The 12,121-nt window shown below is 71.2% G+C and carries 11 protein-coding genes; 2 read left to right on the plus strand and 9 right to left on the minus strand.

Features of this window, described 5'->3' with window-relative positions; all coding sequences use genetic code 11:
* Nucleotides 1-408: 408 nt before the first annotated feature.
* A complete protein-coding gene (locus tag IEZ11_RS39880) occupies nucleotides 409-1,416 on the minus strand; it encodes a stage II sporulation protein M (protein WP_189267935.1) in 1,008 nt (335 codons plus the stop codon).
* Nucleotides 1,417-1,557: 141 nt separating this feature from the next.
* Here IEZ11_RS39880 and IEZ11_RS39885 point away from each other — a divergent pair, with 141 nt between their 5' ends.
* The gene (locus tag IEZ11_RS39885) at nucleotides 1,558-2,523 is read left to right on the plus strand and encodes an RDD family protein (protein ID WP_189267936.1); all 966 of its coding nucleotides are present in this window, start codon (nucleotides 1,558-1,560) and stop codon (nucleotides 2,521-2,523) included.
* A 27-nt stretch (nucleotides 2,524-2,550) separates the two neighbouring features.
* On the opposite strand, the gene IEZ11_RS39890 is transcribed toward IEZ11_RS39885, so the two are convergent.
* From IEZ11_RS39890 to IEZ11_RS39925, 8 genes are all read right to left on the minus strand, one after another.
* Nucleotides 2,551-3,225 (minus strand): hypothetical protein, encoded by a 675-nt coding sequence (locus IEZ11_RS39890; RefSeq protein WP_189267937.1) that lies wholly within the window; start codon nucleotides 3,223-3,225, stop codon nucleotides 2,551-2,553.
* Nucleotides 3,226-3,372: 147 nt separating this feature from the next.
* Nucleotides 3,373-4,830, minus strand: a complete 1,458-nt coding sequence (ahcY, locus tag IEZ11_RS39895) for an adenosylhomocysteinase (RefSeq protein ID WP_189267938.1) — start codon at nucleotides 4,828-4,830, stop codon at nucleotides 3,373-3,375.
* A gap of 280 nt (nucleotides 4,831-5,110) precedes the next feature.
* A complete protein-coding gene (locus IEZ11_RS39900; protein WP_189267939.1) occupies nucleotides 5,111-6,091 on the minus strand; it encodes a cation diffusion facilitator family transporter in 981 nt (326 codons plus the stop codon).
* A gap of 140 nt (nucleotides 6,092-6,231) precedes the next feature.
* The gene (gene manA / locus IEZ11_RS39905; RefSeq protein WP_189267940.1) at nucleotides 6,232-7,383 is read right to left on the minus strand and encodes a mannose-6-phosphate isomerase, class I; all 1,152 of its coding nucleotides are present in this window, start codon (nucleotides 7,381-7,383) and stop codon (nucleotides 6,232-6,234) included.
* 154 nt (nucleotides 7,384-7,537) lie between these two features.
* Nucleotides 7,538-8,665 carry an SIS domain-containing protein gene (locus IEZ11_RS39910; protein WP_189267941.1) on the minus strand — a complete coding sequence of 376 codons (1,128 nt, stop codon included), beginning with the start codon at nucleotides 8,663-8,665 and terminating at the stop codon, nucleotides 7,538-7,540.
* A 55-nt stretch (nucleotides 8,666-8,720) separates the two neighbouring features.
* Complete coding sequence (locus IEZ11_RS39915) at nucleotides 8,721-8,891, minus strand: Trm112 family protein (RefSeq protein ID WP_133046004.1); 171 nt, start codon at nucleotides 8,889-8,891, stop codon at nucleotides 8,721-8,723.
* Nucleotides 8,892-9,154: 263 nt separating this feature from the next.
* Nucleotides 9,155-10,522 (minus strand): phosphomannomutase/phosphoglucomutase, encoded by a 1,368-nt coding sequence (locus IEZ11_RS39920; RefSeq protein ID WP_189267942.1) that lies wholly within the window; start codon nucleotides 10,520-10,522, stop codon nucleotides 9,155-9,157.
* Between the two features lie 432 nt (nucleotides 10,523-10,954).
* Nucleotides 10,955-11,380, minus strand: a complete 426-nt coding sequence (locus tag IEZ11_RS39925) for a DUF3499 domain-containing protein (protein WP_189268051.1) — start codon at nucleotides 11,378-11,380, stop codon at nucleotides 10,955-10,957.
* A gap of 278 nt (nucleotides 11,381-11,658) precedes the next feature.
* On the opposite strand from IEZ11_RS39925, the gene IEZ11_RS39930 reads away from it, so the two are divergent.
* Nucleotides 11,659-12,111, plus strand: coding sequence for a metallopeptidase family protein (locus IEZ11_RS39930; protein WP_189268052.1), 453 nt, complete (start codon nucleotides 11,659-11,661; stop codon nucleotides 12,109-12,111).
* Nucleotides 12,112-12,121: the final 10 nt, after the last annotated feature.

The raw sequence follows: 12,121 nt of genomic DNA on the forward strand, positions 1-12,121 counted from the left end.
GGAACGGTCGCTTCCTTTGTACTCACCCTCTCGGGCTTTCCTCCGGGCTTCCCTTCGGTGTTTCCAACCTTACCAGATCCGTTTTCCGTTCCGTTTCCGGTCGGAATTCATTTCCGGTGGCCGTTGGAGGGCCTTTGCCTATTTGATTGCCTTCCGGCTTTCTTTCGGCGAGTCCGACTTTATCAGAAGTTCTTGGCCGGTCTGACCGGCCACTCATTTCTGAGTAAATCGGGGGTGGCTTCGATGTTCGGAGAGAACTCTCCGTTATGAAGCAGATCGATTCTAACGATCGGCCCTGAACCTGTCCAGTTCTAGGCAACTGTTTGAATCTACCTCCCCATCCCACCCGTGTCAACGGGTTTTCCGGGGCGAAGAGGAGACTAGCAGCTCACAGGAGGTCTCCGCACATCAGGCGGCCGTCGGGACGAACGCGCTGCGCTCGGTCTCCTCAAGGTCACCCGTCTCGCCGGCGCGAGCGGCCCTGCCGCCGACGACGAAGACGTAGAGCAGGAAGACCAGCTCAGCCGCGATCCCGATGCCGATGCGCGCCCAGGTGGGCAGGCCGGAGGGGGTGACGAAGCCTTCGATGGCACCGGAGACGAACAGGACGAGGGCCAGTCCGATCGCCATGCCCACGGCGGCGCGCCCCTCTTCGGCCAGGGCGGTACGGCGGCTGCGCGGACCCGGGTCGACGAGGGTCCAGCCGAGTCGGAGCCCGGTTCCCGCGGCCACGAAGACCGCGGTGAGTTCCAGCAGTCCGTGCGGCAGAACCAGGCCAAGGAAGGTGTCCAGGCGGCCGGCCGAGGACATCAGGCCGAAGCCGACGGCCAGGTTGAGCATGTTCTCGAAGAGGATCAGGAGGACCGGAAGACCGAGGAAGACGCCCAGGACGAGGCACATCGCGGCGGCCCTGGCGTTGTTCGTCCACACCTGGGCCGCGAAGGAAGCCGCGGGATGGCTGGAGTAGTAGGTCTCGTACTCACCGCCGGGGCGGGTCAGCTCGCGGAGCTGGCTGGGGGCCGCGATGGTCGCCTGGACGTCCGGGTGGCTGCCGATCCACCACCCCAGGACGATCGCGACGGCAGTGGAGATCAGCGCGGTGGGGACCCACCAGTGCCGGGAGCGGTAGACGGCCGCCGGGAATCCCTGCCCCAGGAATCGGGCGACATCGCGCCAGGACGCGCGACGGGTGCCTGTCACGGCGGCACGCGCGCGTGCCACGAGTTGGCTGAGACGGCCGGTGAGCTGGGGATCGGGGGCACTGGACTGGATCAGGGAGAGGTGGGTGGCGGTGCGCTGGTAGAGCGCGACGAGTTCGTCGGCCTCGGTTCCGTTGAGGCGCCGCTGGCGGCGGAGGAGCGCGTCGAGACGGTCCCACTCGGCTCGGTGTGCGGAGACGAAGACGTCGAGGTCCATCGGGTCTGCCTGCTCCTCGGCTGGTCGTCGACTGCCTGTCGTAGCAATGTCGCGGCTGTCAGCTTGTCGTACTGCGGCGCGATCCGCCCTCAGCTTGGCAGACTTGCTCTGTACAGGGCAGACCAGGGGAAGGCGGCGGGCGTGAGTGAGCTGGTGACGGGCGAGGCGGTGGCGCTCGAACTGCGTCCCGCGAGGCTGCCCAGCAGGGCGCTGGCCGTGCTGCTCGACCTGATCGTGGCCTTCACCGTGTACATCGGTATTTCGATAGGCCTGGCGGCGGCCACGGCCTCGCTCGACGACGCCGCGCAGATCGCCCTGACGATCGCGGCCTTTCTGCTGGTGCTGGTCGGTGCGCCGATCGCGGTGGAGACGCTGAGCCACGGGCGCTCGCTCGGGAAGATGGCGTGCGGACTGCGGGTCGTGCGGGACGACGGCGGGCCCATCCGGTTCCGGCATGCGCTGGTGCGGGGGGCTCTCGGCGTGGTCGAGATTCTGATGACGTTCGGGGTCGTCGCCTGTATCGCCTCGCTGGTCTCGGCGCGTGGGCGGCGGCTGGGGGATGTGTTCGCGGGGACCCTGGTCGTACGGGAGCGGGTGCCCGTCGGGCCGGCCCGTTTCGTTCCGCCGCCTCCGCCCTGGCTGGCGGGACGGTTCGCCGGGCTGGACCTGTCGGCCGTTCCGGACGCGCTGTGGCTCGGGGTCCGGCAGTACCTGACGCGGATGCAGCAGCTCGATCCGCAGGTGTCGTGGGCGATGGCCGTACAGCTGGCGGGTGATCTCGCGGCCCGGACGGGGACTCCGGCGCCTCCGGACATTCCGCCGGCCGCGTATCTGGCGGCGGTGGTGCAGGAGCGGCAGGCCCGCGAAGCCCGGCGGGCCTTCGCCGGCCAGGTGCCTCCGTCCCCCGGTGTCACTGACGCGTACGCGCCTCCGGCACCCGGTGCGCCCCCTGCCGCTGCTCCGGTGCCTGCGCCTGTCCCCGCACCCTTGCCTGCGCCTTTGCCTGTCCCATCCCCAGCGCCAGCCCCAGCGCCGTCGGCTGTGCCCGTCGTCCCTCCCGCGGCGGCGGCCGAGCGGCCCGCCACCGGGTTCGTGCCACCGGCCTAGGCGCGGTCCGGTCTGCCCGCCCGTTGTTCAGTCGTCGGAGCGGTCGTCGGAGCGGTCGTCGTGCCGGTCGTCGGCATGGTCGTCGGGGTCCGTGAAGACCGACGGCGGTGACTTCAGGTCCTCCAGCTCGATTCCGGGGGCTGCCAGGACCACGTCGCCGGCGAGGTGCACGGAGTGCTGTTCGCCCGTGTCCAGGGCTGTGACCTGGTATTCGTCCACGGTCAGAGGGCCGTTGTCAGTGGCGTGTGCTTCTCTTTTCAGCAGGGCCCAGGACTGGTCCACGGTGCGTGGGGCGAGGACCGGGTCCGTGAAGGCCACGAGGCGTACGCGGGTCCCGGCGGCGGAAGGGGTGAGGCGCAGCAGACGAGCGGTGGCGACCAGGAACGCGGGGGACGTGCCGGTGAAGGCGTGGGCGCGCACATTGCCTTCGGTGGCATGGGTGCCGGTGGGATCCGTACGGACCCAGGTGACGCCGTCGAGGGCGGCGCCACGTACCTGCCAGCCGCCGGCGTGGAGTTCGAGGCGGATGGGGCGGCCGAGGTCGTCGAGCGCGAGATCGACCGAGCCGTGGTGGTCGCCGGAGGGGGTGGTCACCTGGGAGACGTAGCGCCAGCCGGAGGGGCCGGGGGCGCACTGGAAGTGTTCTTCGCCGAGGGGGGTGTGATCGTGCGGATCGTGGAGCGAATAGCGGCCGCGGGGCATGGGGGTCCTGGGGCTTGACGGGGGTGTGGGTCCGGCGCTCGGACCTGCGGTACGGCGGCGCGGGCGGTCGACGGGCCACGCCGGCCAAAGGGACAGGCCCCCGGCACGGGGGTGCGGGGGCCTGTCCCGGCGGACCGGAGTTCGGACTCAGTAGCGGTAGTGGTCCGACTTGTACGGACCCTCGACCTCCACGCCGATGTACGCGGCCTGCTCGGGGCGGAGCGTCGTCAGCTTCACGCCGAGCGAGTCCAGGTGCAGCCGGGCGACCTTCTCGTCGAGGTGCTTGGGCAGCGTGTAGACGCCGACCGGGTACTCGTCGGGCTTGGTGAACAGCTCGATCTGGGCCAGGGTCTGGTCCGCGAAGGAGTTGGACATCACGAACGAGGGGTGGCCGGTGGCGTTGCCCAGGTTCAGCAGGCGGCCCTCGGAGAGCACGATGAGGACCTTGCCGTCGGGGAAGGTCCAGGTGTGGACCTGCGGCTTGACCTCGTCCTTGACGATGCCGGGGACCTTGGCGAGGCCGGCCATGTCGATCTCGTTGTCGAAGTGGCCGATGTTGCCGACGATGGCCTGGTGCTTCATCTTGGCCATGTCCGAGGCCATGATGATGTCCTTGTTGCCGGTCGTGGTGACGAAGATGTCGGCCTTGTCGACGACCTCGTCGAGGGTTGTGACCTGGTAACCGTCCATCGCGGCCTGGAGGGCGCAGATCGGGTCGATCTCGGTGACGATCACGCGGGCGCCCTGTCCGCGCAGGGACTCCGCGCAGCCCTTGCCCACGTCGCCGTAGCCGCAGACGACCGCGGTCTTGCCGCCGATCAGGACGTCGGTGGCGCGGTTGATGCCGTCGATCAGCGAGTGGCGGCAGCCGTACTTGTTGTCGAACTTCGACTTGGTGACGGCGTCGTTGACGTTGATCGCCGGGAACAGGAGGTCGCCGTCGCGCTGCATCTCGTACAGGCGGTGGACGCCGGTCGTGGTCTCCTCGGTCACGCCGCGGATCTCGGACGCCAGCTGGGTCCACTTCTGCGAGCCGTCCGTGATGGTGCGGTGCAGGAGTTCGAGGATGACGCGGTGCTCGTCGGACTCGGCGGTGTCGACCGAGGGGACCTTGCCGTCCTTCTCGTACTCGACGCCCTTGTGGACGAGGAGGGTGGCGTCACCGCCGTCGTCGAGGATCATGTTGGGGCCGCCGGTGGGGCTGTCCGGCCAGGTCAGCGCCTGCTCGGTGCACCACCAGTACTCCTCCAGGGTCTCGCCCTTCCAGGCGAAGACCGGGACGCCCTGCGGGTTGTCGGGCGTGCCGTTCGGGCCGACGGCGATGGCGGCGGCCGCGTGGTCCTGGGTGGAGAAGATGTTGCAGGACGCCCAGCGGACCTGCGCGCCCAGGGCTACCAGGGTCTCGATCAGGACGGCGGTCTGCACGGTCATGTGCAGGGAGCCGGTGACGCGGGCGCCGGCCAGGGGCTGCGCCGCCGCGTACTCCTTGCGGATCGACATCAGGCCGGGCATCTCGTGCTCGGCGAGGGTGATCTCCTTGCGGCCGAAGGCGGCCAGGGAGAGGTCGGCGACCTTGAAGTCCTGTCGGTTGTCGACAGTCGTCATTGCGAACTGCTCCTCGGGTTGGGTCGAGGGTGGGTACGGCTGGTCTGCGCGGCGGCGGACAAAGGGGTGCCCGAGAAAAGGACACAGGCATGCCCACGTACGCGCAGCGCAGTCCGTCGGAGGCCCTCTCTCCCTCGGACGGTCCGTAGGGGACCGCCCGACCGCCATCAGCAGCGACGTCTGGCTCCGTCCCAAGCTACACCGGAGGAGCGGGCCGTCCCCAGTCCGCCTCCGGACAGATCACGCCGTTCGAGGGGGTGAGGGGTGGCCGACGGGGGATTCAGTGGTCGGCGGGGTGCGGGGTCGGGCCGCCCGGGGTGGCTGCCGGGTCGGGGCCCTTGGCGGCCTCCGCCTCGCTGTAGATGTCGGGTTCCAGGTAGATCACGCGGGTGATGGGGACCGCGGTGCGGATGCGGGCCTCGGCGGCGTTGATGGCCTTGGCGACCTCGGCGGCCGTGTCGTCGTGCTGGACGGCGATCTTGGCGGCGACGAGGAGCTCCTCGGGGCCGAGGTGGAGGGTGCGCATGTGGATGATGCCGGTGACCGTGTCTCCGTCGACGATCGCGGCCTCGATCTTCTTGACCTCCTCGACGCCCGCGGCCTCGCCGAGCAGGAGGGACTTGGTCTCGGCGGCGAGGACGAGGGCGATCAGGACGAGCAGGACACCGATGCAGACCGTGCCGATGCCGTCCCAGACGCCGTCGCCGGTGAGCAGGGCGAGGCCGACACCGCCCAGGGCGAGGACGAGGCCGATGAGGGCGCCGAAGTCCTCAAGGAGGACGACCGGCAGTTCCGGGGCCTTGGCTCGGCGGATGAACTGTGACCAGGACAGCTTGCCGCGCAGCTCGTTGGACTCCTTGATGGCCGTGCGGAACGAGAAGCCCTCGGCGATGATCGCGAAGAGCAGCACGCCGACCGGCCAGTACCAGTGCTCGACCTGGTGCGGGTGGCTGATCTTCTCGTAGCCCTCGTAGATGGCGAACATGCCGCCGACCGAGAAGAGCACGATGGAGACGAGGAAGGCGTAGATGTACCGCTCGCGGCCGTAGCCGAAGGGGTGTTGCGGGGTCGCCTCGCGCTGGGCCTTCTTGCCGCCGATGAGCAGCAGGAACTGGTTGCCGGAGTCGGCGAGCGAGTGGACGCCCTCGGCGAGCATCGACGAGGAGCCGCTGAACGCGAACGCCACGAACTTCGATACCGCGATCGCGAGGTTGGCGCCGAGTGCCGCCACGATCGCCCTGGTGCCGCCTGACGCGCTCATGAGTTCGCGTGGTCCCTTCTCGTTCTCGTCTTCGCCGGTACCCGTCTTCGCCGGTACTCGTCCTCACCGGCAGGCGTCTTTGCCCGTGCTTTGCCGGTGGGCCATTCTTGCAGCCCCTCAGCGAGAGATCCGGGCCGCCCTCAGACGATCACCGTGGCACGGAAGAGCGTGCCCGCGCCCGACGCCTCCGCCTTCTCGCCCGCCGGGACGAACACCGACGCGCCGGCGGTCAGGTCGTACGCGCCGACGCGGACCGTACCGGCCGTGCAGAGCAGGATCTGCGGGGTGGGGACGGTCAGGTCGTGGGCTGCGGTGCCCTCGGGCAGGACGTACCGGGAGAGCCGGAACTCGTCGATCGGCGTCTCGTAGACCTCCTCGCCGTCCGGGGCCGCCTCGGGGCGCAGCACGCCCGCGTCGCCCGCCTCGAAGCGGACGATACGCAGGAGTTCGGGGACGTCGACGTGCTTGGGGGTCAGGCCGCAGCGCAGGACGTTGTCGGAGTTGGCCATGATCTCGACGCCGAGGCCGTTGAGGTAGGCGTGCGGGATGCCGGCGCCGAGGAAGAGGGCTTCGCCGGGCTGCAGGCGGACGTGGTTGAGGAGCATGGCGGCGATCACGCCGGGGTCGCCCGGGTAGTGGTGGGCGATGTCGGCGTAGGGCGCGTAGTCGCCGCCGAGGCGGGTGCAGGCGGCCGTGGCCTCGGCGACCGTGTGGGCCATCTCCTCGCGGTCGGCGGCGAGGATCGCGGTGAGTACCTCGCGCAGGGCCGCGTCCTCGGGGCGGGCGCGCAGCAGGTCGACGTACGGCTTGAGGGAGTCGACGCCGAGGCCGTCGAGGAGTTCGGCCGTCCGCTCCGGGTCGCGGAAGCCGCACAGGCCGTCGAACTCGGTGAGCGCGCAGATCAGTTCGGGCTTGTGGTTGGCGTCCTTGTAGTTGCGGTCCGGGGCGTCGACCGGGATGCCGCGCCGTTCCTCGTCCTCGTATCCCTCCCTGGCCTGCTCCAGGTCGGGGTGCACCTGGAGGGAGAGCGGGGCGCCGGCGGCGAGGATCTTGAGCAGGAAGGGCAGGCGCGGGCCGAACCTGGCCACGGCCGCCTCGCCCAGTTCGGCCTTCGGGTCCGCGTCGATGACCTCGACGAGGGTGCCGCGCGCGGTGCGCGAGGGGGCGCCCGGGTGGGCGCCCATCCACATCTCCGCCTGCGGCTCGCCGCTCGGCTCGACCCCGAGGAGCTTCGGGATGGCGGTCGGGGAACCCCAGGCGTAGGGGCGGACGGTGTTGTCGAGGCGGTCCATGACTTCTCTCTGCCGGTTCTCTGTGCGTACGGAGGTGGGCGTGGGCAACGGCGTGACACGGCTCACGTGTTCACCGTGTGCCTCCCCACCGGTTCGCCTTCGGTACGACCCTCAGGGCGTCCTTCGTACGACGGGACCGGTGCCGGTGTCCACCTCAGGCCCTCGAAGCGAGCGTCAGGTAAACGGCGGCGAAATCCGTGACGGCGATCAGTTCCGCCAGGGTCTCCAGCTCGTCGCCCTCCTCGGGCTCCAGTTCGCTGATCGGAGTGTCGTGGCCGAGGGCGAGGTCGCGGGCGGCGGGGGCGGCGGTGAGGCCGCCGATGGGGCGGTCGCGGAGCAGCACCACGCGTGCGTGCAGCGCGGGCGGCTCGTTCACGCGGTCGCGGAAGAAGTCGTCGGGGTCGGCGCTGGCGGCGAGCGGGCCGGCGAGCAGGGCGGTGTGGGCCGCCAGGGCCTCGGGGAGTTCGGCGGCCAGGGCGGGGCGGCCGGCCAGCTCGGCGAGGGCGGCGGCGAAGCGGCGGCCGGCGGGGCCTGCTGATTCGCCCTCCGTCCAGACCACGGGGAGCGCGTCGGCGAGTTCCGAGGCGAGGGTCTTGGCCGGGTTGCTGTAGGTCACGATGGCCGGGCCGCAGCGCTCGGCGACGTGGTCGAGGCGGTCGGCGACCTTCTCCAGGGCGTCCGGCGGGGCGGTGACCAGGCCGATGCGGTCGAGGAGCGTGAGCAGTGGGGTGAGCAGCGCCCACAGCACGCCCGGGGAGGAGCCGGCGAGCGGCTCGCCGTGGTCGTACGGGGCGGTCGCCATCGGCATGAACAGGCCGTGGGCGCCGGCCACCGCCTCGGCGAGCGGGGTGCCGGCGGGGGCCACGGCGGCGACGGAGCAGCCGCGCCGGTAGGCCTGGTCGGCGAGGAGGGAGAGGCTGGGTTCGGTGCCGTCCGGGGTGGCGATCAGCAGCAGGTCGACGGAGCCGGCCCAGCCGGGGAGCTCCCAGCGCAGGGCGCCGGCGGCCGGGGCGACGCCGGTGGGGGCCAGGCGGGTGACGGGGCTGCCGGGGCCGGCCAGGGTGCCGAGGAGGTCGGCGGCGTGGGTGGCGGCGACGCCGGGGCCGGCGATCAGGACGGCACGCGGGCGGCCGTCCGGTTTCAGCTCCTGGACACCGGCCTCGGTGGCCTGCCGGGCTGCCGTACGGACGCGGGCACCGGCCTCGGCCGCGCCGCGCAGCAGGCCTCGGCGGTCTGCCGCCGCGAGCTCCTCCGGGGTGTCGAGCAGCGATTCGTCGAGCATGGAGCGGCCTCCGGTTGCCGGGGTCCTGTGGTCTGGCGGTTGTGGGGTCCGCTGGCTACGCCGGGCGGCGGGCCTCGTCGACGAGGAGGACGGGGATGTCGTCGCGGACGGGGTACGCCAGGCCGCAGTCCTGGCCGGTGCAGATCAGCTCGGTGTCCTGCTCCTTGAGGGGGGCGTGGCAGGCCGGGCAGGCGAGGATCTCCAGGAGGCCGGCTTCGAGCGGCATGGGGGTTCCCTTCGGGGGTGGGTGTTCGCGTGCGGTCAGGTTACCGCCGGTGGGGTGGGTCGGGCTGACCGCCCGTGACCGGTGACCGTCCGCCGGGGTGACCGTCCAGGGGGCTCCGCCCCCTGGACCCCCGAGGCCCTCGCCCACCCACCACCCGACTCGGTGAGTTGAGAAGCGAGGGCGGGGCGAGGCCACTCGGTCGGTCGAGAGGAGCCAGGGGTACGAGGTGACTCGGTCGGGAGCGTCGGGAGGCCGGAGCGGCGTCAGGCCCTGATGATGGCCAGGACCTCGTCGCGGATCTTCGTCATCGTCGTCTCGTCCCTTGCCTCCGCGTTCAGGCGCAGCAGCGGTTCCGTGTTGGAGGGGCGGACGTTGAACCACCAGTCGGCGGCGGTGACGGTGAGGCCGTCGAGGTCGTCCAGGGTGACGTCGTCCCGGTCTCCGTAGGCCGCGCGGATCGCCGCGATGCTGGCCTGCTGGTCGGCGACCGTGGAGTTGATCTCGCCGGAGCCGGTGTAGCGGTCGTACTGGTCGACGAGGGAGGAGAGGGGGGCGGACTGGCCGCCGAGGGCCGCGAGGACGTGCAGGGCGGCCAGCATGCCCGTGTCGGCGTTCCAGAAGTCCTTGAAGTAGTAGTGGGCCGAGTGCTCGCCGCCGAAGATCGCGCCGGACGTCGCCATCTCGGCCTTGATGAAGGAGTGGCCGACGCGGGTGCGGACGGGGGTGCCGCCGTTCTCCCGGACCACCTCGGGGACGGTCCAGGACGTGATCAGGTTGTGGATGACCGTGCCCTTGCCGCCGTTCTTCGCCAGCTCGCGTGCGGCCACCAGCGCGGTGATCGCCGAGGGGGAGACCGGCTCGCCGCGCTCGTCCACGACGAAGCAGCGGTCGGCGTCGCCGTCGAAGGCCAGCCCGAGGTCGGCGGACTCGGCGCGCACGCGCTGCTGGAGGTCGACGATGTTGGCGGGGTCGAGCGGGTTGGCCTCGTGGTTCGGGAAGGTGCCGTCCAGCTCGAAGTACATCGGGACCAGCGTCAGCGGCAGGCCCTCGAAGACCGTCGGGACCGTGTGGCCGCCCATGCCGTTGCCCGCGTCGACCACGACCTTCAGCGGGCGGACGGAGGTGAGGTCCACGAGCGAACGCAGGTAGGCCGCGTAGTCCGACAGCGTGTCGCGGGAGGTGATGGTCCCCGGCGTGGCGGCCGGCTCGGGGGCGCCCTCCCGGGACCAGCGCTCCGCCAGCTCGCGGATCTCCGACAGGCCCGTGTCCTGGCCCACCGGCGCGGCTCCCGCGCGGCACATCTTGATGCCGTTGTACTGCGCCGGGTTGTGCGAGGCGGTGAACATCGCGCCGGGCAGGCCGAGGGCGCCCGAGGCGTAGTACAGCTGGTCGGTCGAGCACAGGCCGATCTCGGTGACGTCGACGCCACGGGCCGCGGCACCGCGCGCGAAGGCGCGGGACAGGCCGGGCGAGGACGGCCGCATGTCGTGGCCGACGACGATCGCCGCGGCGCCGGTCACCTGCACGAACGCGGCGCCGAACAGCTCGGCGAGCGCCTCGTCCCACTGGTCCGGAACCACCCCGCGCACGTCGTACGCCTTCACGATCTGCGACAGATCAGCAACAGCCACTGGCCAACCCTCCTGAAATCCTCTCGGTCGCCCCAAACTACCTGCCCCCGGTAAGGGGCCGATGCGGGATCCCCCGGTGGATCACCCGGTGGGTCCCCCCGCCGACTCCTCGCTGTGATCTGCGGCGATCCGGCTCGGACGCGGGGCGGCCGAGTCCGTCGCGCTGTGATGCCGTCAGGGGGACGGGGAGATGTTCGGCCGGGTGCGGAGATTTCCTCCGACCGGTTCGGCCGTCTGGTTGACGATGTCCGGGAAGGGACGGTCGCGGACCGGTCGTGGACCGGTCGTGGACCCGGTTCGCCATCGCCAGTGGTCAGTCCTCGACCGGTGGGATCCGGACGTTCGAGAGGGCCGCGACGAGTGGTTCTCCGCCGGCGGTCGGGCGTGCGGCGTGCGCCGCGGGAAGCGCCAGGGACAGGGGGCGGTGAGACGTCAGTTGTCCGGTGACCGCAGGACCCGCAGGTGGCCGCGTCGTGCGACCTCCATCGGGTCGGCGCCACGGCCGCCGCCGCCCGCTCCGGCCGCCCGTTCCTGGGGGCGGGCCGCCTCGCGGACCGCGTTCGCCAGGGCTTCCAGGTCGTCCCCGCTCGGACGCGCGGGAGCGGAGCCGTCGATGAGTCGGACGACCTCCCAGCCGCGCGGGGCGGTGAGGCGCTCGGAGTGCTCGGCGCACAGGTCGTAGCAGTGGGGTTCGGCGTAGGTGGCGAGCGGGCCGAGGACCGCGGTCGAGTCGGCGTAGACGTACGTCAGCGTCGCGACGGCGGGTCGGCCGCAGGCGGTTCGCGAACAGCGACGTACAGGGCTCACGACGTTGGACGGTACCGCACTCTTGAGCGGGCCGCGACGACTCTCCCCCAGGTCACCCCACCGTGTCGTACTGTGAAACGCCCCACACACCCCTCCGGACACGCCCCGCTGACCTGCTCGGAAGGGGCGGCCCGGAGTCATGGTCGGCACCGCATCCGGTCACGGGTCGGTACAAACACCGTCAATTGCCTTGAGCTCGCCGGTCTTGTGGAGATACGGAAACGAGCCCAACGTTGGCTGGAATGGTCATCATGCGACATGCCGGGCCGGGCGGTGTGGGTGCGTGGAGCGGCACGGCCGGAGCCCGCGAGGACTACGCTTCACCAGTGATGGACAACCCTGTACCGCCCCGTGCCGCCGGCCCCGGGCCTCGTCGACGCGATCGCCACGGTCGGGGCATGCGCGGGCCGATCGCGCCACCTCAGGTGCCGCTGGCCGCGAGTCGCGCCGACGTGTTCGCGGATCTGGTGCAGGACTCCGTGGAGCGTCTGGAGCGGCGCTGGCCGCAGCTCGCCGACATCGATTTCCTGGTCCTCGAAGTACCCCGGCTCCAGGACCGGCACGGTGACAGCTGGGACGACGAGGCGGTGCCGCTGGGCGGCATCATCCCCGCGCGCGAGGGACGCCGGGCCCGGGTGGTCGTCTACCGGCGGCCGGTCGAGATCCGCACCAAGGGGCGCGACGAGCGGGCCGCGCTGGTGCACGAGGTCGTCGTGGAGCAGGTCGCCGAGCTGCTCGGCCTCACCCCGGAGACCGTCGATCCCCGCTACGGCGAGGACTGAGCCCCCGGCG

The organism is Streptomyces fuscichromogenes, assembly GCF_014645815.1.
GTDB lineage: Bacteria > Actinomycetota > Actinomycetes > Streptomycetales > Streptomycetaceae > Streptomyces > Streptomyces fuscichromogenes.